This window comes from Gallaecimonas pentaromativorans, assembly GCF_003751625.1.
GTDB lineage: Bacteria > Pseudomonadota > Gammaproteobacteria > Enterobacterales > Gallaecimonadaceae > Gallaecimonas > Gallaecimonas pentaromativorans.
Genome location: NZ_RJUL01000002.1, coordinates 257,115 through 277,957, shown reverse-complemented (window position 1 = coordinate 277,957; position 20,843 = coordinate 257,115). Strand labels below are relative to the sequence as shown.

The 20,843-nt window shown below is 59.5% G+C and carries 18 protein-coding genes; 15 read left to right on the top strand and 3 right to left on the bottom strand.

Annotated features, from left to right (window positions below; all coding sequences use genetic code 11):
• Positions 1 to 125: 125 nt before the first annotated feature.
• On the bottom strand, positions 126 to 2,882 hold the full coding sequence (locus EDC28_RS04130) for an insulinase family protein (protein ID WP_123420760.1): 2,757 nt from the start codon (positions 2,880 to 2,882) through the stop codon (positions 126 to 128).
• Between the two features lie 109 nt (positions 2,883 to 2,991).
• Here EDC28_RS04130 and sixA point away from each other — a divergent pair, with 109 nt between their 5' ends.
• A complete protein-coding gene (sixA, locus tag EDC28_RS04125) occupies positions 2,992 to 3,450 on the top strand; it encodes a phosphohistidine phosphatase SixA (RefSeq protein WP_050658686.1) in 459 nt (152 codons plus the stop codon).
• Here sixA and smrB read toward each other — a convergent pair.
• Complete coding sequence (gene smrB / locus EDC28_RS04120; protein WP_123420759.1) at positions 3,439 to 3,957, bottom strand: endonuclease SmrB; 519 nt, start codon at positions 3,955 to 3,957, stop codon at positions 3,439 to 3,441. The two genes, sixA and smrB, sit on opposite strands and share 12 nt — an antisense overlap.
• Before the next feature lie 50 nt (positions 3,958 to 4,007).
• On the opposite strand from smrB, the gene prmB reads away from it, so the two are divergent.
• From prmB to EDC28_RS04095, 5 genes are read left to right on the top strand one after another with little or no spacing between them, the layout of a single operon-like run.
• Complete coding sequence (gene prmB / locus EDC28_RS04115) at positions 4,008 to 4,946, top strand: 50S ribosomal protein L3 N(5)-glutamine methyltransferase (RefSeq protein WP_050658684.1); 939 nt, start codon at positions 4,008 to 4,010, stop codon at positions 4,944 to 4,946.
• A gap of 2 nt (positions 4,947 to 4,948) precedes the next feature.
• Positions 4,949 to 6,013 carry a chorismate synthase gene (gene aroC, locus EDC28_RS04110; RefSeq protein WP_050658683.1) on the top strand — a complete coding sequence of 355 codons (1,065 nt, stop codon included), beginning with the start codon at positions 4,949 to 4,951 and terminating at the stop codon, positions 6,011 to 6,013.
• 5 nt (positions 6,014 to 6,018) lie between these two features.
• Positions 6,019 to 6,555 (top strand): elongation factor P hydroxylase, encoded by a 537-nt coding sequence (locus EDC28_RS04105; protein WP_123420758.1) that lies wholly within the window; start codon positions 6,019 to 6,021, stop codon positions 6,553 to 6,555.
• Positions 6,552 to 7,661 carry an ATP-NAD kinase family protein gene (locus EDC28_RS04100; RefSeq protein ID WP_123420757.1) on the top strand — a complete coding sequence of 370 codons (1,110 nt, stop codon included), beginning with the start codon at positions 6,552 to 6,554 and terminating at the stop codon, positions 7,659 to 7,661. Before EDC28_RS04105 ends, EDC28_RS04100 begins: the two co-directional genes overlap by 4 nt.
• A 1-nt stretch (position 7,662) precedes the next feature.
• Positions 7,663 to 7,932 (top strand): YfcL family protein, encoded by a 270-nt coding sequence (locus EDC28_RS04095; RefSeq protein WP_123420756.1) that lies wholly within the window; start codon positions 7,663 to 7,665, stop codon positions 7,930 to 7,932.
• Positions 7,933 to 8,040: 108 nt separating this feature from the next.
• Here the strand turns inward: EDC28_RS04095 and mnmC are convergent, their stop codons facing one another.
• Positions 8,041 to 9,930 (bottom strand): bifunctional tRNA (5-methylaminomethyl-2-thiouridine)(34)-methyltransferase MnmC2/FAD-dependent 5-carboxymethylaminomethyl-2-thiouridine(34) oxidoreductase MnmC1, encoded by a 1,890-nt coding sequence (gene mnmC, locus EDC28_RS04090; protein ID WP_170164023.1) that lies wholly within the window; start codon positions 9,928 to 9,930, stop codon positions 8,041 to 8,043.
• Between the two features lie 132 nt (positions 9,931 to 10,062).
• On the opposite strand from mnmC, the gene fabB reads away from it, so the two are divergent.
• The 9 genes from fabB (at position 10,063) to EDC28_RS04040 (ending at position 20,835) form a co-directional block, all read left to right on the top strand.
• Positions 10,063 to 11,277: a beta-ketoacyl-ACP synthase I gene (gene fabB / locus EDC28_RS04085; protein ID WP_123420754.1), complete on the top strand. Its 1,215-nt coding sequence runs from the start codon at positions 10,063 to 10,065 to the stop codon at positions 11,275 to 11,277.
• 62 nt (positions 11,278 to 11,339) lie between these two features.
• On the top strand, positions 11,340 to 12,416 hold the full coding sequence (locus EDC28_RS04080; protein WP_123420753.1) for a 4-phosphoerythronate dehydrogenase: 1,077 nt from the start codon (positions 11,340 to 11,342) through the stop codon (positions 12,414 to 12,416).
• 7 nt (positions 12,417 to 12,423) lie between these two features.
• Positions 12,424 to 13,434, top strand: a complete 1,011-nt coding sequence (locus tag EDC28_RS04075; protein ID WP_050658676.1) for an aspartate-semialdehyde dehydrogenase — start codon at positions 12,424 to 12,426, stop codon at positions 13,432 to 13,434.
• Between the two features lie 83 nt (positions 13,435 to 13,517).
• Positions 13,518 to 16,619 carry a FimV/HubP family polar landmark protein gene (locus EDC28_RS20090; protein ID WP_473087106.1) on the top strand — a complete coding sequence of 1,034 codons (3,102 nt, stop codon included), beginning with the start codon at positions 13,518 to 13,520 and terminating at the stop codon, positions 16,617 to 16,619.
• Positions 16,620 to 16,649: 30 nt separating this feature from the next.
• Positions 16,650 to 17,504: a tRNA pseudouridine(38-40) synthase TruA gene (truA, locus tag EDC28_RS04060; protein ID WP_419179023.1), complete on the top strand. Its 855-nt coding sequence runs from the start codon at positions 16,650 to 16,652 to the stop codon at positions 17,502 to 17,504.
• An 81-nt stretch (positions 17,505 to 17,585) separates the two neighbouring features.
• Complete coding sequence (gene accD, locus EDC28_RS04055) at positions 17,586 to 18,455, top strand: acetyl-CoA carboxylase, carboxyltransferase subunit beta (RefSeq protein ID WP_050658673.1); 870 nt, start codon at positions 17,586 to 17,588, stop codon at positions 18,453 to 18,455.
• 13 nt (positions 18,456 to 18,468) lie between these two features.
• Positions 18,469 to 19,689, top strand: coding sequence for a bifunctional tetrahydrofolate synthase/dihydrofolate synthase (gene folC, locus EDC28_RS04050; protein ID WP_123420750.1), 1,221 nt, complete (start codon positions 18,469 to 18,471; stop codon positions 19,687 to 19,689).
• A gap of 1 nt (position 19,690) precedes the next feature.
• Complete coding sequence (locus tag EDC28_RS04045) at positions 19,691 to 20,278, top strand: SPOR domain-containing protein (protein ID WP_170164021.1); 588 nt, start codon at positions 19,691 to 19,693, stop codon at positions 20,276 to 20,278.
• A gap of 68 nt (positions 20,279 to 20,346) precedes the next feature.
• Positions 20,347 to 20,835, top strand: coding sequence for a CvpA family protein (locus EDC28_RS04040; RefSeq protein WP_050658670.1), 489 nt, complete (start codon positions 20,347 to 20,349; stop codon positions 20,833 to 20,835).
• Positions 20,836 to 20,843: the final 8 nt, after the last annotated feature.

The window sequence follows — 20,843 nt, the reverse complement described above, 5'->3', positions numbered from 1 at the left end:
TATATCGTAGTACATCAAAGAGTTAAATCTAATCTTGAAGGCAAAAGGCGCAATTGCACACTTTGCTACTCAAGGTGCGACAAGCCGCCCTTCGCGCACGGCAGGCAGCTTGTCACAAGGCAACTTCAAGCAGATTTATAGAGCCGTGATTGGCTTTTGAATTGGCTGACATCACAGATGAATTGGCCTTCTTCAAGGGGCTCAAGGTTGCGGTGCTGCTGCCCAACGGATGCCAGCAGCAGCCGGTCGGCCGCCTTGGCCCTGAGCCTTTTCATCATCATTTTGATGAACTCGGTCTTGCTGAAGTTTTTCACTGTTTCTGCCAGACGCTGGCGCCAGTCAAAGGTCAGGTCGCCTTGGCCTATGGCATGCCACAACCGACTGGAACGGTCGGCCAGGGTGGCATCCGGCTGGTAGAGCTGGTGCAAGAGGGCAGACTGGGTGGCTTGCCACTGGCTTTGGCTCAGACCCAGCAACAGCAAGGAAAAGTCGCTGATGAAGTCGTCGATGGCGTCCAGCAATTGTACGGGGCCTGCCACCGGGCTTTGCACGTAAAACAGCAGGCCAGGCAGGCGCTGCATCGGGAAGAAGCTAACCCCCAGCATGTAGCCGAGCTGCTGTTTGTTTCTGAGCTCATCAAAATAGGTGGCGCTCATCACCTGCTGGGCCAGCATGAAAAACACGTGCTCCCTGGCCGAGGCGCTGCGGCCTTGGTAGAACACCAGCAGCGCCGAGTCGGGGTGTTCAACGGCGTAGGTGCGCTGCAGCGGCCCGCGCTGATAAAGACTCAGCACCTTGCGCACCGGCTCCTGGCCGCTCGCCCTGACAAAGACTTCTTCGAGCCAAGGCGTTACTTCCTCGCGCGGCGCACTGCCGTGGACAAGGCCTTCGACAAAAAGCGATTGGGTGACCTGTTGCTGGTGGTTAACCAGATCCTCAAAACTGAGCTGCTCCATTTCCCGCGCCAGCCTGGCATAACCGGGGTGGCTGGGTTGCAGCAGTCGGGTGAGCTCGGCCAGCAGCTGCTGCACCGGTTTTTGCTGCTTTAAGGAATGGTATTGGCGGATCAATGCCTTACGGCACATGTCCAGGGTATGCTCCGGCGGCGGCTGGTCCAGCAGCCTTTGAGTGATGTGGCTAAACAGTCGGTGCTGGCGCCCAAGGATCCCCCCCAGTTGCAAGGTGATACCGGCCTGCTGGGGATAGAGCTGCCAGCTGAGCCCAGCCAGCTCGGCGTCGTAAAGCTCACCGGTGAGGGATTCAGACACCATGTCCAGCCACAACCGGGTCAGGGCAATGTGTTTGGGGCTCGCCATGGCATGGGGGCTTTCCATGGCGAGATAAAGGTGGCCCTTGGGCAACCTGAAGTCAGGGTCCTGCCAGTGCCAAAGCCGCAGGTGAGGGCTTTCCCTGACCTTATCGGGCCGCTGCTTAACCTGTTTAAGCGGCGCCGGCTCTGGGGCGTCGCCCAAGAACAGGTTGGGGGTCGGCAGATGCAACTGGGGCAGCAGGGCAGGGCTGTGCCAGCGGCTTAGCCATTCCTTGCTGATGGGCCGGGTAAAGAAGGGCGTGTGGTACCAGGGGGCTTCGGCTTCCCCTTCCACATCGGGGGAAACCAGGCCCAAGCGCAGGTTGTCTGGCGTTAAAAAATCCAGCCAGTAACGAATGCGCTCCGGGTTGAAGTCGCTCATCACAAAATCGCCGTAGAGCACGTCATCGGGCGGGTATTGCAGCAGGTTGACCGCCAGGTGGCTGCAATAATCCATGGGTTCGGTCACTTCCATCAGCCGGAAGGATTGCTCGGCAAGGCGTTGGCGCTCGGCAAAGCGCCAGCCTTCCAGCCCTTCTGTTCTGATAAGGGTGAGCATGGCGAACAAGGCTTCGACAATCTCTACCTGGTGCTGCTCGCCCAAGGGGGTGAGCAGGAATTGCACCGTGTATTCACGAAAGCCACTGCCGCTGATGCCGCCGCCGGCCGACAGCGCCTCAACCCAGTTTTTATCCTTGAGATAGGCCAGCAGGCTGCCTTCCCCTTCATGGCCCAGCAGGTGGCTGATAAAGGTCAGGGGCTTTTGCCGGTATTCGCTTTGCACCGACGGCAGCGGGAAGTTGATGGCAAGGCGACGCTGATCTTTTAGCGGTTTGGCCGACACTTGAAACGGCAGGTTTTGATAAAGGCGGGTGCCTTCCCAAAAGGCCGGCACTTTGTCGCCGCGGCGGATGTCTGAGAAGTAACTGTGCGCCCAGGACGACAACTCGGCTACCGACTGCGGGCCGTAGAGCACCAGGGTCATGTTACCGGCGTGGTAGTGGCGCTCATAAAGGGCGCGGGCCTCACTGGCCAGCTCCACCGGGTCGCCAGCCAGGGTTTCGAGGTTACCTACCGAAAACTTGCTAAAAGGGTGCTCGGGGTTAACCACCGCTTTGTGCACCTGATAGAGACGGCGGGTGTCGTCTTGCAGCTTGAGGCGATATTCGGCCTCGATGGCGTGGCGCTCGTTATCTACCGATTCCGGTTGTAGCAGCGGGCACACGAAGAACCGCGAGAATCGCCACAGCGCCTCGGAAAAATGGTTGGGCTGAACGTCAAAAAAGTAGCTGGAATGCTCAGTGCCGGTCCAGGCGTTATGGTAGCCGCCGGCGCGCTGAATAAAACTTTGATACTCACCGTCCCCCGGGTGCGTATCAGTACCCAGGAACAGTAAATGTTCCACAAAATGGGCCAGGCCTTCGCGGTGAGGCGGGTCAAAAAAGTGCCCCACGCGCACCGCAACCGCAGCGGCGGCTCTGTGGCTCTTGGCGTCCTCAACCACCAGTACAGGCAGGCCGTTGGCCAGGGTGATGTGTCGGTAAGTACGGTGATCAAAAGGACTTTTGCGCACAATGGCCCCTGTTGGGAGGTAGAACCTACATTATGACCATCCTTGGTAAGATTGGAAACGCCAGCGCCTTTCTGTACACTGCGCGACCAATCTATTTTGGAGTTTTACCATGCAGATCCTGGTAATGCGCCACGGCGAAGCCGAGGGGCAAATCACCCACGATGCCGAGCGTCGGCTAACCCTCCATGGCCAGCAACAGGCCAAGGCTCAGGGAGAGTGGTTAAAGAGCCAGGATTGGCAACCCGATGCACTGTGGGTCAGTACCTACTTGCGTGCCCAGCAGACTGCTGACCAGGCCCTGCGCGCCCTAGGCGCCAGCCCTAAACGTTTGGTGCTGAGCGAGCTTACTCCTGACGGCAATGCCCAGGCGGTGGCAGATTTGGTGGCGGCGTCCCCAGAAATTGAGCGGCTGCTTATCGTTTCCCACATGCCGCTGGTCTGTTACCTAGTGGAGAAGTTAGTGCCCGGCGAAGTGCCCATGGCCTTTGCTACGGCACAGATCGTGGTGATTGATATCGAAGACGGCAAGGCCAAAGTGAGCCTTCGTCAACTGTCCTCAGTGGACTGAGTCCACCAGTACCAGCAGCGCCCCCTGGCCCCCGTATTCCCTCGTGGCCGAATGCATTGCCAGCACCTTGGGGTGCTGCGCCAGCCAACTGGGTACCTGCTTTTTCAGCGCGCCAGTGCCGATGCCATGCAATATGCACAGGCAAAACACCTGATCTTTGATGGCCCGGTCAATTAACGCCACCAATTCGAGCTTGGCACTTTCGCGGGTCATGCCGTGCAGGTCCAGGGTCATTTCCGGGGCATAGTCGCCCCGGCGCAACTTTTTCAGCTCCCCGGCCGACACCCCATCTCGCACGTAATTGGGCCAGCTTTCGCCGAAGTGGGGCTGGTAGCTGTCAGAAAAGTAAAAGCTCGCCTCCCGGGCGGTCTTTTGATCGGCTAATTGGCGGCGCTTGGGGCGTCGCGGGCGGTCATGGCCTATGGTATCCTGCGCCAGCGGCCGGGTACCGGCCATGGCTTCACGGAAAAGTGCCAGTTCGTCGTTGTCGATGGGGGGCTTTTTCATGGGGCCATAGTGTAGCCCAGCGCGGTGCCGGGCTGAAATGGGAGGTAGCATTGGACAAGATTTTTTTAGATGAAGCCGTCGCCGAGCTTCACAGTATCCAGGACATGATCCGCTGGGCCGTCAGCCGCTTTAGCGCCGCCAACATCTATTATGGCCACGGTACCGACAACCCCTGGGACGAAGCTGTAGCCCTGGTCCTGGCTACCCTCTACTTGCCCATTGATATCGACAATGACACCCGCCATGCCCGCCTGACCGTGTCTGAGCGCCAGCGCATTGTTGAGCGCATCATGGTGCGCATCCAAGAGCGCAAGCCGGTGCCTTACATTACCAACCAGGCCTGGTTCTGCCACATGCCCTTTTATGTGGACGAGCGGGTGCTTATTCCCCGCTCCCCCATCGGCGAGCTGATTGAGCAGCGCTTCTCACCCTGGCTGGATGGTCGCGATGTCACCCGTATTCTCGACCTTTGCACCGGCTCTGGCTGCATCGGTATCGCTTGCGCCCATTACTTCCCCGAAGCGGAAGTGGACATCACCGATCTGTCCAAAGACGCCCTGGCGGTCGCTGAGCGCAACATCGAAGAACATGGCATGTTGCACCAGGTCACCCCCATTCACTCGGATCTGTTCCGCGCCATTCCCGAGGGTGAAAAGTACGACCTTATCGTTACCAACCCCCCTTATGTTGACGCCGAAGACATGTCGGACTTGCCCGGTGAATACCAGCACGAGCCCGCTGTGGCTCTGGCTGCCGGCACCGATGGCCTCAAATTGGTGAACCGCATCCTCGCCAATGCCGGCAAGCACCTCAAAGAGGGCGGCATTTTGATTTGCGAAGTGGGCAACAGCGAAGTGCACATGAACCACCAGTACCCCGAACTGCCCATCGTCTGGCTGGAGTTCGAGCGCGGTGGCAGTGGCGTATTCCTTATTACCAAGGAAGATCTGGACCAGCACGCTGACCTGTTCAGCCTCTACAAGGATTAACCATGGCCGGCAACACCTTTGGCACCATCTTTACCGTCACCACCTTTGGCGAAAGCCACGGCCTGGCCCTGGGCGCCATTGTTGACGGCTGCCCCCCTGGGCTTGAGCTGACCGAGGCGGATCTCCAGCACGATTTAGACCGCCGCCGCCCCGGCACTTCACGCTACACCACGCCGCGCCAGGAGCCCGATCAAGTCAAAATCCTCTCTGGCACCTTTGAGGGCAAAACCACCGGTACCCCCATTGGTCTGCTGATTGAAAACACCGATCAGCGCTCTCAGGATTACTCCGAAATAGCCCGCCAGTTTCGCCCCGGCCATGCCGACTACGGCTATCACCACAAGTACGGCCTGCGCGATTATCGCGGCGGTGGCCGTTCCAGCGCCCGCGAAACCGCGATGCGGGTAGCGGCCGGTGCCATCGCCAAAAAATGGCTGGCGCAATTTGGCGTGACCATCCGCGGCGCCCTGGTGGCCATGGGCGAGGTGGACTGCCCGGTTACCGATTGGAGCCAGGTGGAGCAAAACCCCTTTTTCTGCGGTAACCCCGACAAACTGGACGATTTGGACGAGTTGCTGCGGGCCATCAAAAAAGAAGGGGATTCGGTTGGCGCCAAAATCATGGTCGAAGCCAGCGGCGTGCCGGTGGGCCTCGGCGAGCCGGTGTTTGACCGTCTCGATGCCGATATCGCCAAGGCAATGATGTGCATCAACGCCGTCAAGGGCGTGGAAATTGGCGACGGCTTTGAAGCGGCCCGCCAGCGCGGCTCCGAGCACCGCGACGAGATAACCCCGGACGAGGGGTTCCTCACCAACCATGCCGGTGGCATTTTGGGCGGTATCAGCACCGGCCAGAGCATCAGCGTCAACATCGCTCTCAAGCCAACCTCCAGCATCAAGGTGCCGGGGCGCAGCATTGATGTAGACGGCAACGCCGTGGAAGTGGTTACCAAAGGCCGCCACGACCCTTGTGTAGGCATTCGCGCTGTTCCCATCGCCGAAGCCATGCTGGCGTTGACCCTGATGGACCACTGGCTGCGCCACCGAGGACAAACCGGACGCATTTAAGCCGTATGCACCAATATTCCGACCTCATCATGCTCTTTAACGATTGCTTCCTGGCCAGCCACAACACGGTGCTGGTCAGAGGCGACGACGAGCCTATTTATCTGCCGGCAGACAGCGACAACCCCCATCACCGGGTGGTGTTTGCACACGGCTACTACGCTTCTGGCCTTCATGAGATCGCCCATTGGTGCCTGGCCGGGGAAAAGCGCCGCCAGCAGGTGGATTATGGCTACTGGTACTGCCCCGACGGCCGCGACGACGCCCAGCAACAGGCCTTTGAAGCCGTTGAAGTCAAGCCTCAGGCCATCGAATGGGGCCTGTGCGCGGCAGCCGGTTTTCGCTTTAACGTCAGCACCGACAACCTAAGCGGTAGCGCCGAGCCGGACCGGGCCGGCTTTCAGCGCAAGGTGCACGGCCAGGTGCTGCGCTACGCAGAAGATGGTTTCCCTCCCCGCGCCGCCCGCTTTATGGCGGCTCTGGCGACGTTCTATGGCCAAAAGCCGCCGGTGGCGGCAGATTTTCCTTTGCCGGAGGCGCTATGAAGCTTGGCCTTATCATCAACCCAGTGGCAGGCGTCGGTGGCAGTGTTGCCCTTAAGGGTAGCGACGGTGTCGTTGAAGAAGCCCTGGCGCGCGGCGCCGTCAAGCAGGCCAATAACCGCACCCGCATCGCCCTGGAGCCCTTAGTGGCGGTAAAAGATAAGCTGTCTTTTATCACCGCCTCCGGGGAGATGGGCGCCGATCTCCTGAGCGAGATGGGCTTTACCTTTGAGGTGGCCTACCAGGCGCCTGAACTCACCTCTGCCGAAGACTCCAAAGCGGCCGCCAAGGCGCTACTGGATAGTCATGTTGAGCTGTTGCTGTTTGCCGGCGGCGACGGCACGGCGCGGGATATCTGCGCGGTAGTGGAAGAAACACTGCCGGTACTGGGGGTACCCGCCGGCTGCAAAATCCATTCTGGCGTTTACGCCGTTACCCCCAAGGCGGCCGGAGAGCTGATTGCCTCCTTGCACCGGGGCGAGCTTTTGAGCCTGGTGGACGCCGATGTGATGGACATCGACGAGAGCCAGTTTCGCCAAGGGGTGGTGCGTGCCAAACGTTTTGGCGAGATGCGCATACCCAGCTCCTTGCGTTACGTGCAGGCGGTCAAGCAGGGCGGCAAGGAATCGGACGAACTGGTGCTGCACGATATCGCCAGCGAGGTTATCAGCCGCATGGAGCCTGGAGCGCGCTTTGTGATGGGCTCGGGCAGCACAGTGGCCTTTATCATGGAAGAACTGGGCCTTCACAACACCCTGCTGGGGGTCGACCTTATCGAGGACGAGCAGCTTTTGGCGAGCGATCTCACCGAAGCGCAGCTCTTTGAGGCCATTACTCCCGGCACCAAGCTGGTGATCACCCTGATTGGTGGCCAGGGCCATCTTTTTGGCCGCGGCAACCAGCAGCTGAGCCCCAGGGTCATTCGCGCCATCGGCCGCGATAACATCCTGGTGGTGGCCACCAAGCGCAAATTACAAGCCCTGGATGGGCGCCCCCTTATCATCGATACCGGCGACGCGGCGCTAGACCGAGAGCTCACCGGTATTTACCCCATCATTACCGGCTATCGGGACAGCGTTATGTACCGGGCCGCCAACCCGACGGACTGATATGGCTTACCAGCAGTTTCTAGACAATATCCAAACCCAGCTTGACGATTTGGTCGTAACCGGCAGCGACGACGATCTGTTCGCCAGTGGCTACCTGCAAGGCCACGTTAGCCTTTCGGCTGGCCAATACGAGCTGGAAGAGGCTGAGCCGCAAGTGGCAGAGCTGAAAGTGCGGGTAAAAGCCAGCCTCAATAAAGCCATCGAAGCGGGCGAGTTGAACCCTCAGGATCAGGCGCTGGTAGTGGGTCTTTGGGAGCGGGTGAGCCAGTAAAGGCGCTACTGCGCTTGCGAATAAAAAGGCCCGGGTTTGACGCAGGTCTGCACTGCACTAACCCGGGCCTTTTTGGTTTTATTGGCTTCCCTCGCTATGCGCCTGCGTTTAGAAAGCAAGGCCCTTCTTAAGCCTGCGAACCCAAAACCGATTGGGCATGATGGCATCCAGCACCGGCTTAGGCAGCGGCAGCGGCTCGGCCAGCATTTGCGACACCAGTACATCGGCGCACAAAAGCCCCGAGGTGACGCCGCGGGCGCCAAGGCCACCCAGTAGCCAGACTCCTTCATATTCGGTAGCCGCCATCTCGCATTCACTCTTGCCCTCAAAACCGGCCGGATCGGGCAGGGCGCCCACTACCGGCAGGTGGTCCCGCAGTACCACCCGGGTGCCGGCATTACCGCCCACCACCTCCTCCGGCAGCCAATCGGCACCTGGGAAGCTTTGCTGCATCTTGGCGAGATTCTCTTGGTGCTCTTCATCCCGCACGGCGATATCCAAATCCTGGCGTACAAAGCTGGCGCCGATACAAAGGGCCCCTGCCTCGGGCGGCGTCATATAGCCGTTGTGGCACAGCACGGTGTTAAGGCTGGCAAGGGAGCCTTCGGCTTTGACCTGGCTGATTTGCCCGCGCACGGCGGTAAGCGGCAGCTTGTCGGCAAGGGCAATATTGCCGGGGCCGGCGGCGAGGATAAGGTTATCAAAAGTGCCCAGCACGGTATCCCCGGCCAAAAGCTGCCAACCCTCGGCGCTTTGGCTAAAGCCGGTGACCTCGACATCAAACTGCACCTTGCTGCCCGCTAGCAGCCAGTCCACCAGCGCCGGCGGCTTCAGCCAGCCCGCCTTTTCAAAGTAAAGGCCAGGGTAGGGCAGGGATACCCCGGCCAGAGTGCTGGCCTCTTCCTCGTTCACATAGCGGCAAAGGGCCGGATAGCCTTCGGCCAAGCGCGGGTAGCGGGCCTTGAGCTTGTCGTCCAGCGCCAGTTGCAGCAGGCCGTCGAGACCTTGGGGAATGCCGCTTTTAATGGCAATGCGGCGGCTGTAGCCAAAGGCGCTGGCAAAAAGCTGGCTGACGGCGTCTTGGTCAATGTTTAACAGCGGGTAGAGCGCCCCTTGGGGGTTACCTGAGGCGCCGACGGCGGCCCGATTGTCTTTACAAAAAAGTGTTGCTTCGATGCCCCGGCGCTTTAGCTGCCAGGCGCAGGCAGCGCCAGCAATACCCGCACCAATAATGGCCACCTTGCCAAGCTTCTTCGCCGGGCGCCTTTGATAAATAGTGGCTGCAGGCTCGGTGCTGGGCGCTGCCAGGCACCCTGCCAGCATCTCCCTTTTGCTGCCAAAGCCCGGCACTTTGTTGGCGGCAAAGCCGGCGGCACTCAGGCCCCGGCGCACAAAACCGGCGGCGGTAAAGGTGGCAAAGGTGCCCCCGGGTTTGGCAAGCTTGGCCATGGCATCAAACAGGCTTTGCTGCCACATCTCGGGGTTTTTAGCCGGGGCAAAGCCGTCTAAAAACCAGGCGTCTACCAGGCCCCCTTGGGGGCGCTGCCAGCTTGGCAGCAGATCTTTGATGTCCCCCAGCCACAAGTCCAGGGTGACCTTGCCAAACAGCAGGCGATGGCAGCCTTCCACGGCGTCGGGGTATTGCTCGATAAGCTGCCCTGAGAGCGCGGCAAGTTCGGGCCAGGCATTAAGGGCAGCGGTTAAATCGCTGCGGCTTAGGGGGAATTTCTCGGTGGAGATAAAGTGCAGCCTGGCCTTGGGGCCGGCGTGTTCATTAAAAGCCTGCCAGGCGGCCAGGAAATTAAGGCCGGTGCCAAAGCCGGTTTCGGCGATAACAAAGGCCCCTTGGTGATCGCTAAAGCGCTGGGGCAGGCCGTTATTGCGCAGGAACACGAAGCGACTTTCTTCAAGGCCCGATGCGTTGGAAAAGTAAACGTCATCAAAGTCTTGGGCTACCGGAGTACCCTGTTCATTGAAATGTATGGCGGCCTGTCGCATTGTTGTCATTCCCAGAGCTTAGGGTGGCGTATTCTACCCTCGGCATGGATGTTGGGCCATGGGGAAAGCCGACCACTTCCCCAGGTTCCTTTGCGTACCATAGGGTTAATGCAATTAATTAAGTGAGGCATGATGAAGCGCGTCGTGATCACCGGTCTGGGCGTTGTGTCCAGCATCGGCAACAACGCAGAGGAAGTGCTGGCGTCCCTGAAAGCCGGTAAGAGCGGTATTACCCATTCCCAGCAGTTTGTTGAGCAGGGGCTGCGGTCCCAGGTTTGGGGTGATGTGAAGCTGGATATCAGCGAGCACATCGACCGTAAAGCCATCCGCTTTATGGGTGAAGCCGCCGGTTATGCCTACATTGCCATGGAGCAAGCCATCGCGGACGCAGGCCTTGCTGAAGAGCAGGTGTCCAATATCCGTACCGGTATCGTTGCCGGCTCCGGTGGCGCCTCCAGCAAGAACCAGAGCCTGGCCATCGACACCCTGCGCGAAAAAGGCGTCAAGCGTGTTGGCCCCTACATGGTGCCGCGCACCATGTCGTCTACCGTCTCTGCCTGCCTGGCTACGCCCTTTAAAATCAAGGGCGTGAACTACTCCATCAGCTCCGCCTGCTCCACCTCTGCCCACTGTATCGGCCACGCCGCCGAGCTTATCCAACTGGGTAAACAGGACGTGGTGTTTGCCGGTGGCGGTGAAGAAGTGGATTGGACCCTGGCCATGATGTTCGACGCCATGGGCGCCCTGTCTACCAAATACAACGACACCCCAGACAAAGCCTCCCGCACCTATGACGCCGACCGTGACGGTTTCGTGATTTCCGGCGGCGGCGGCATGGTGGTGGTGGAAGAGCTGGAACACGCCCTGGCTCGCGGCGCCAAGATTTACGCTGAGATCGTTGGCTATGGCGCCACCTCCGACGGCTACGACATGGTTGCCCCCAGCGGCGAAGGCGCCCTTCGCTGCATGCAGATGGCCATGCAAGGCGTGGACGGCGCTATCGACTACATCAACACCCACGGCACCTCCACCCCGGTGGGTGACGTTAAAGAGCTGGAAGCCATCCGCACCCTCTTTGGTGACAAAGTGCCGGCCATCTCCGCCACCAAGGCTATGACCGGCCACGCCCTGGGCGCCGCCGGTGTGCACGAGGCTATTTACTCGCTGCTGATGATGGAGCACGGCTTTATCGCCCCGTCCGTCAACATCGAGAACCTCGACGAGAAAGCCGACGGCATGCCGGTTATCCGCGCAGCCACCGACGCCAAACTGGATGTGGTAATGTCCAACAGCTTCGGCTTTGGCGGCACCAACGCCTCTTTGGTGATGAAACGCTACCAGGGCTAAGGCTCCCTAACAGGCCGGTTTGGGGTAGACTCACCTCAAACCGGTTTTTTTATGCCTCGATTATGCTCACTATCCTTGCTGACGGCCTGATGCCGTTGGTTGACGAACTCTTCTTAGAATTCGGTACCATCCTGCGTTTTGATGGGCGAATGCCCAGCCCCGAGCAGCTTGCCCAGGCCGATGTGCTGCTGGTGCGCTCTGTCACCCAAGTCGATGCCGCCTTGCTGGCCCAAGCGCCCAAGCTGCGCTTTATTGGCTCCGCCACCATAGGAACCGACCATCTCGATATTAAAACCATTGAAGAAAAAGGCATTTTTTGGACGGCGGCCCCCGGCTGTAACGCCGATGCCGTGGCCGACTACGTGCTGTCGGCGGTGCTGAACTGGCAGACGATGACCGGCCGGGACCTGCCGGCCTTGACCGTCGGTATTGTCGGTGTCGGAAATATTGGCTCTCGGCTGTCTAGACGGCTAAATGCGCTGGGTGTTAAGGTGCTGTGCTGCGACCCGCCAAAGGCTGAGCCAGGCTTTATCTCCCTGGCCCAGATGCTGCCGCAGGTGGACGTGCTGACCCTGCATGTGCCGGGAGGGAGCGCCACCCACAAGATGCTGGGTGCCGATACCCTTGCGGCCATGAAGAACGGGGCGCTGCTCATCAACAGCTGCCGTGGCAGCGTGGTGGATAACGCCGCTCTGGTGAGCTGGCTTGAAGCGGGCCGTGGTGAAGCGGTGCTGGACGTATATGAAACCGAGCCCGATTTTGATACAAGGCTGCTAGGCCTTGCTCGCTGGCTGACCCCGCATATCGCCGGGCACAGCATCGAAGGCAAGCGCCGCGGCACCTGGATGCTCTACGAAGCGCTGTGTCGCCATCAGGGCCTTTCGCCCAGCGGCCACTTTGGCAACTGGCTGCCGGCCCCGGCGGTCACGCATGTGACCGGCACCTTGGCCGAGGTGCGGCGCCTGGGCAACTTGGTGTATGACATCCGCGACGATGACGCCTGGTTTCGACAAGGCCTGTTGGCCGGTAAAACCTTTGACGTGCTGCGCCGCAGCTACCCGAAACGCCGGGAGTGGGGCAGCCTTGACACCACATTTGTAGAAGACGGCGCCAAGGTGTGGGCCTTGGCGTCCCATTGACGAGGTAATGATGACAATCAACGTGGCAATCCTGGGCGCCTCGGGCGCCGTCGGTGACACCCTGCTGGAACTGCTGGAAGAGCGCGATTTCCCGGTCGGCGAACTGTTCCTGCTGGCCTCCAGCCGCTCTGCTGGCCAGACTCGTCAATTCAAGGGCAAGAGCCTTATCATCGAAGATGTTGAGAACTTCGACTGGTCCCAGGTGGAGCTGGCGTTTTTCTCTGCTGGCGGCAGCGTGTCAAAACGCTGGGCGCCCATTGCCGCCGATGCCGGTGTGCTGGTGGTGGATAACACCTCCGAGTTCCGCTATCAGCCGGAGATCCCGCTGGTGGTGCCGGAAGTGAACCCCGAAGCCATTGCCGACTATCGCAACCGCAACATCATTGCCAACCCCAATTGCTCCACCATCCAGATGCTGGTGGCGTTAAAGCCTATTCACGACCGCTATCAGATCACCCGCATTAACGTCTCCACTTACCAGGCCACCTCCGGCGCAGGCCACAGCGCCATGGAAGAGCTGGCCAAGCAGACCGCTGATGTGCTGAGCGGCCGCCCGGTTGAGCCCAGCAAGTTTCCCAAGCAAATCGCCTTTAACTGCCTGCCGCAAATCGATGTCTTCCAAGACAACGGTTTCACCAAGGAAGAGATGAAGATGCACTGGGAGACCCAAAAAATTCTGGGTGACGACAACGTCGCGGTAAACGCCACCTGCGTGCGGGTACCAGCGTTTTACGGCCATGCCGAAGCGATACACCTGGAAACTGCTCAGCCGGTGGATGTTGACGAAGTTAAAGAGTTGCTGGTGCAGGCACCTGGGGTCGAATTGGTGCCGGATGCCGATTATCCCACCCAGGTCACCCATGCTGCCGGCCAGGACACGGTGTTTGTCAGCCGGGTGCGAGCCGACTTCACTCACCCTAATGGTTTGAACCTGTGGGTGGTGGCCGATAACGTCCGCAAAGGGGCGGCCACCAACAGTGTGCAGATAGCCGAATACTGGCTGGCTAACTACCGATAGGCAAAACCGCCCCCAGGGGCGGTTTTTTGTTATTGGCGGACTGTTACAGCCTTGTTTATGATAGCTTCGTTCTGACAATTACAATGAAGGGCTCAGAAGGAGTCCCGGGGATCGGCATGAAACTATCAAGGACTGCTGCCTTGGTCTTGGCTGCTGGACTTAGCACCCAAGCGCTTGCACTGGAATTGGGGGAGCTGAAGGTTAGCTCCGCCTTGAATCAACCATTTTCCGCCAGGCTCGAACTGGTTGGCCCGGAAGCGGTAGACCCGGCCAACGTCAGTATCGGCTTGTCAGCCCGCCAGGCTTTTGAGCCCAAAGGCCAGCGGGTACAACTGCGGGTGACCAACGTGGTCTCCGAAAAGGGCCGGCGCTATCTGGTGCTGAGCTCCAATGACGCCATCTCGGCGCCTTTTGTGTCGTTGCAGGTCCAAGTGGGCGGCTTGCCGCAAGGCAGTGTCAGTAATGATTACGATCTGCTGCTGGACGACAAACCTGGCAATAACATGCCGGTATTGCCGCAAGACGACACGGCGATCGCCAGCAGCCCGCAAGGCGCGGTGCAAAGCACGCCGTCCGTTACCGTCAATGCCCCGGCCACGGCCAGCCAACTGACTGGCAGTAACGCCCCAGCCAGCACCACCAAGGGCGCTGGCGGCAAGATTTACGGGCCTATTTCACCCACCGATACCCTGTGGAGCATCGCCAACCGGCTGCGCCCCGGCACCAGTGTGTCGGTTTATCAGGTGATGATCGCCATCCAGCGTAAAAACCCCGAAGCCTTCTTGGATGGTGACATCAACCGTCTGGTCAAAGGCTCCATCCTGCGGGTGCCGACCCTTAGAGAAGTCGAGGCGGTCGACGCCGGCGAGGCCCGTAGCCGCTTTGTCAAAGGCACCCACGACGAGCCAGCGCCAGCCACCACCACGGCCAAAGCGCCGGTAGCCAAGGCGCCTGTCAAAACCGCCGCTGCTGCCGACACGGCGCCAGCTGTGGTCAAGGCGGCCAGCAAAGGGCCCAAGGTGGACGAGTCTTTGGTGCAAACCAAGCTCAACGAGCAGGCCCAGCGCCATGCCGACGAAATGGAGCAGCTGCGTAAAGAGCTTTCTTCCAGCACCGACAACCTTGAGCAGGTCCTGGCTGAAAACCAGCAACTCAAGACCCGCGTCAACCAAATGATGGAAGAGCTCAAGAGTTTGCAACAACAGCTGGCCGACGAGGCCAAGTTGCAAGACGAGCTGCGCCAGGTTATTGCCAAACAAAACAGCCAGCTCAACCAGCCCAAGCCGGTTGAAAAGAGCGCCCTTGAGCAGCTGCTGGGCTCGCCTCTTGGCCTGGGTCTTATCGGCGCCGTTATCGCGCTGCTGGTTGCGGTGCTGATCCTAGTGCTGCGCCGCCGTGGCAAGGTAGAGCCTGCGGTTGCCAGTGAAGAGCGTCATTTCTCTGAGCGCCAGCGGCCCCAGCCTGAGCCTGAAGAGGCGGAAATTGCCGCCGCTGCAGCCCTTGCCGGTGCGGCTGTGGGCGCCGCTTCGGCGCAAGACAACGAAATTGAAGACGACCCGCTGGCCGATGCTTCTCTCGATGACATGCTCCAGTCTCTGCCGGAAGATGAGCCCGCCTTTGACGACGGCGCCACCCTGGCAAGTGGCGATGCCTTCGAAGAAGAAGACGACTTTGCCATCCGCCTGGATGAAGAGGGCGACCTGGACGACTGGCTGGCCAAAGAAGAAGAGGCCACCCAGCAGCACCTGGATGAAGCCGAGGCAATGCTGGTAGATGAAGCCGGCGATGACGACCTCGACAGCGCCCTTGCCGAAGCCGAATCCCTGTTAAGCGGAGACGACCTCACCCTGGGCGGCGATAAAACGCCGGCAATGGCTGAGGAGCTGGATGAGCAAAACGACAGCGACGTTGAAAGCGCCCTTGACGAGGCCGAAGCGCTGCTGGCCGACGATGACGCCATGGATGACGTGGAAGCATTGGCCTTTGACGATGCCGAGCAAGCGTCTGATTTTGACGCTGAGCCAGAGCAAGAAGCCGCGCCTGCTAACAGCCTCGATGATCAGTTGACCTCGGATGCCGTTGATGCTCCCCTGATTGCCGAAGCCGAAGCCGAAGCCGAAGCCGAAGCCGAAGCCGAAGCCGAAGCCGAAGCCGAAGCCGAAGCCGAAGCCGAAGCCGAAGCCGAGCCCACCGCCACTGCCGCGGATAACGAGCCGGAATTTGAGACCGAAGACGACGAGCTTATCGGTAGTCTCGAAGACGAGCCGCACGCGCCGGAAGAAGAAGCCCTGCACTTTGGCGACCTTGAGCTGGGCGATGACGATGTCAGCCTGAGCGAAGATGGCCTCAGCGCCGCCGATGCCGACGCCAACACCGCAGAGCTGGAAGGGGATTTCGATTTCTCCGATTTCGAGGCCGATGATGAAGGCGACAGCGACTTGCTGCTGGCTGAGTCTGCCGTCGGTGAAGACGATGTGTTGCCGGGCGAGCTGCCGCTGGCCGAAGGTGCCGATGAGGATAGCCTCGTCCTCGATGAAGCCGAACTTGACGGCAAAGACGTCACCTTGAGTGACGCGGCCCTGCTGGCCGGCGAAGAAGCCGCGCTGGAAGGCCTGGATGACGACGACTTCGACTTCTCAAACATGGATATTGCCGACGAGGACGAATTGGTTCTTGGTGACGATACCCTGGAAGACGAGGAACTGAGCTTTGCAGGGTTGGACGACGTGTCAGACGAGCTTCCTTCCCTTGAAGCCGATGACAAATGGTCTGCCGAGAACTCCCTGAGCTGGGAAGCGCCCAAGGTGGATGCCCCCCAAACCAAACCGGCCGAAAGCGCCTTCCAAGGCAATGGCCTGGAATGGCAAGGCAGTGACGCCAAAGCCGGCGGCAAGGACGAGTTCATCGACATCGACGAGCTGATGAAAGACAGCGAAGGGGACTTGTCCGAAGACGACCCTTACAACGAGTGGTCTTTGGATCTCGACATGCAGGGCTATGAAGGCCTGGTGGGGAAAGGCGACGACGCCGAAGACGGCCTGATGGCCTCCAAGCTCGACCTGGCCCGCGCCTACATGGAGATTGACGACCAGGCCTCGGCCCGGGAACTGCTGGACGAAGTGCAGTCCAAAGGCTCCGAGGACGAGAAAGCCGAAGCCGTTAAACTGCTGGGGCGCCTTAGCTGAGTGCAGCTGACCTAGAAAAAGCGGTGGCCGATGCCACCGCTTTTTGTTTATGGCTATAATGCCCGGCCTGATTTAAGCACGAGAACAACTATGCGCATCGCCCTTGGCATCGAGTATGACGGTAGCCGTTACTACGGTTGGCAACGCCAGCAGGAAGTAGACAGCGTGCAAGCACAGCTGGAAGCGGCCATCAGTAAGGTTGCCAATGAGCCGGTAGAGATCTTCTGCGCCGGCCGTACCGATGCCGGTGTCCATGGCACCGGGCAGGTGGTGCATTTTGATACCAACGCCGTGCGAGGCGAGGGCGCCTGGACCCTGGGGCTCAACTCCAACCTGCCGGACGATATCGCCGTGCGCTGGGCGATGCCGGTCAGGGACGATTTTCATGCCCGCTTCTCGGCCACCGCCCGGCGTTATCGCTATATCATCGTCAACCAGCCTTATCGTCCAGGCCTGTTGCGCCACGGGGTGACCCATTACCACCGGCCGCTGGATGAAAAGGCCATGCACCGCGCCGCCCAGGCGCTGCTGGGAGAGCAGGATTTCACCAGCTTTCGCGCCATTCAGTGCCAGTCCAACACCCCTTTTCGTAACGTGATGAAGGTTTCGGTGGGCCGCTTTAATCATTACGTGGTGGTGGATATCCAGGCCAACGCCTTCTTGCACCATATGGTGCGCAATATCGTCGGCACTTTGCTGAAAGTGGGTGACGGCGAATTGCCTGAGTCGGCCATTGCCGAACTGCTGGCGCTCAAAGACCGCAACCTGGCACCGGCCACGGCGCCGTCCAACGGCTTGTATCTAGTGGAAGTGAGCTACCCGGCGCAATTTGGCCTGCCAGCGGCTCAGCCGGGTCCGCTGTTCCTGCCCGACCCCCTCAGCTGACCAGTTTTTGCTAAAACCTGCGGCTTATCTATGATTTAATGCCGTGAGTTATAAGGTTTCCGTGGCTCTTACAGGTGTCTTATGAGCTGGATTGAAAAGATCCTCAATAAAACCAAAAATGTTTCCCAAGATCGCAAAAACATCCCGGAAGGGGTGTGGACCAAATGCGATTCGTGCGACCAAATTCTCTACCGCGCCGAGCTCGAGCGTAACCTCGAAGTGTGCCCCAAATGCGACCATCACATGCGCATCAAGGCCCGCGCTCGCCTGGACAGCTTCCTCGACCAAGATGGCCGTGAAGAGCTGGCAGGTGATCTTGAGCCGCAGGACGTATTGAAGTTTCGCGACTCCAAAAAGTACAAAGACCGCATCGTCGAAGCCCAGAAAAAAACCGGCGAGAAAGACGCTCTTATCGTCATGAAAGGGCAGCTCAAAGGCCTGCCGGTGGTTGCGGCGAGCTTTGAATTCGACTTTATGGGCGGCTCTATGGGTTCTGTGGTGGGTGCACGTTTCGTGCGCGCCGTGGAAACCTGTATCAAGGAAAACCGTGCCATGGTGTGCTTCTCGGCTTCCGGTGGCGCCCGTATGCAAGAAGCACTGATGTCGCTGATGCAAATGGCCAAAACCTCCGCTGCCCTGGCGCGCCTGACCGACAAAGGCTTGCCCTTTATCTCGGTGCTGACCGATCCCACCATGGGCGGCGTGTCGGCGTCTTTTGCCATGCTGGGTGATATCCACGTGGCCGAGCCCAAAGCCCTTATCGGTTTTGCCGGCCCCCGGGTTATTAAACAGACGGTGCGTGAAGACTTGCCTGAAGGCTTCCAACGTTCTGAATTCCTGGTGGAAAAGGGCGCTATCGACATGATCGTCGACCGCCGTCAGATGCGTGATACAATCGCCCGTCTGCTGGCCAAGTTGATGGGGCAGCCCAGCACCGAGTCGGCTGCCTGAGGGCATTGAAAGAATGACCATCTTTTCTGGCCAGTCCCTTGCGGACTGGCTTTTTCATTTAGAGAACCTGCACCAAAGCGCCATCGATATGGGGCTGGAACGGGTACGCAGCGTCGCCGACGACGCAAAACTGCTGCCTCTGCCGGCCAAAACCTTGCTGGTGGGCGGCACCAACGGCAAAGGCACCACCTGTGCCATGCTCGAATCCATGTTGATGGCGGCAGGTTACTCGGTGGCGGTGTACAGCTCGCCGCACCTTATCGATTACCGCGAAAGGCTGAGGGTCAATGGCAAAATGCTCAGCGAAGCCGAGCATTGCCAGGCCTTTGCCGCCATTGAGCAGGCGCGCGGCCAAACCAGCCTGACCTACTTCGAGTTCTCCACCCTGGCCGCCCTGTGGCTATGCCACCAGCACTCCCTTGATGTGGTGATTTTGGAAGTGGGCCTTGGTGGGCGCCTGGACGCGACCAATATCGTCGATGCTGACGTGGCAGTGGTAACCAGCATTGACCTGGACCACCAGGCCTTTTTGGGCAACACCCGCGAGTCGGTGGCCCGTGAAAAGGTAGGTATTGCCCGCCACGGCAAGCCGCTGGTGTGCGGCGAGCCGCAACCAACCGCGGTCTTTTTGGAAGAAGTGCTGCGTATCGGCGCTCGCCTAAAATGGGTGGGTCGCGATTTTCATTATGAGGACCAAGGCCTTAGCTGGACCTTTAACGGCCAGGACTATGCCAGGCCCTCGCTGCCGCTACCCAATGCGGCAACGGCGCTGCAAACCCTTTCGCTGCTGGGCCTTGAGGTATCGGTTGATGCTATCAACCAAGGGCTGTCCCAGGCCCGGTTGCCAGGGCGAATGCAGGTGCTGGGCCGCTCGCCGCTGGTGCTGGCCGATGTGGCCCACAATCCTCACGCCGCTCGTTATCTCAACGCCGAGCTTGAGCGCCGCTACCCCGGTAAGGTTATTCATGGGGTGTGCGCCATGCTCTCGGATAAAGACATTGCCGGCACCCTGGCCGAAATGAGTGCGATAAGCTGCTGGTATCCGGCCGAGTTGCCCGGAGTTGGCCGCGCCGCCCCTGCGGCAACCCTTGGCAAGCTGCTGGGTAAGGACAAGACCTTTGCCGATGTAAAAACGGCCCTGCAAGCTGCCATTAAGGTGGCCGGGCCCGACAGCGTGGTCATTGTGTTTGGTTCCTTTTACACTGTGGCTCAGGTTTTGCCCGTGGGGGAGTGAAGTGGCAAGTTCGATTACCAACCGCATTGTTGGCACCGTGGTGCTTTTGGCTCTGGCCGCTCTTATCGTGCCGGAGCTGTTAAAAGAGCCCCAAACGCCGACGCCTGAAAAGTTCGAGGTGATACCGCTGCGCCCGGAGCTGGGCGAGGCGCCAAAGCCTGCCACTTATCCGGCCGATGCACTGGCAACCACCCAAGAGGTGCCCAAGGCCGCGCCGTTGCCTGACGATAACCCCAAAGCCGCTGAGCCGGCCGAAACCGACAAACCTCAAACCGCAGCTGCCAAGAAAGCGATTGAACCAAACGTACCAAAAACAGCAACGGCGGCGCCAGCGCCGGCTCAGCCCAAGGTGCAAGGGGTTGCTTATGTGGTGCAACTGGGGGCTTTTGGTAATCACCAATCGGCCCTGGACCTCGTTGAAAAGCTCAGAAACAGTGGCTTTAAGGCGTTTTTGGTCCAGGAGAACGGTTTGTCCAAAGTGCTGGTGGGGCCGGAAGCCGACCGCAGCCGTCTGGAAGGGCAGCTGGCCAAGCTCAATGCCGCCAGTGGCCTTAAGGGGCGCATATTCCAATATGACCCGCTTCAGTAAATTGACCACAGGCCCTTGGTCTGGGTTAGAATACGCCGCCTTTCAAATCTAAACGTTTGCGTGACTGGATGAATTGGGTCGACATCGCGATTTTGGTCATCATTGGCCTTTCTGTATTGATAAGCCTGGTTAGGGGCTTTGTGCGGGAGGCCATGTCGCTGGTGGTATGGGTAGCGGCATTTTTCGTCGCCAGCGCTTTTTACAGCAAACTGGCCGTGCTTTTCACCAGCCTGGACGACCCCCTTATTCGAAACGCAGTAGCTATCGTGCTGCTGTTTGTGGTGACCCTGCTCTTGGGGAGCCTCTTGACCTACATTATTGGACAACTGGTAGATAAAACCGGCCTGACAGGTTTTGATCGGCTGCTGGGCATGATCTTCGGAGCCTTGCGCGGAGTGCTGGTTGTCGCCGCCTTACTGTTTGCCGTAGACAGCTTCACCACGTTATCCGACTCCACCTGGTGGAAGTCATCCAAACTCATTCCCGAGTTTGGGGTGGTGGTGCAGTGGTTTTTTGAGTACCTGCAAGCAAGCTCCAGCTTTTTGCCCAAAGGCTAACGCCTTAA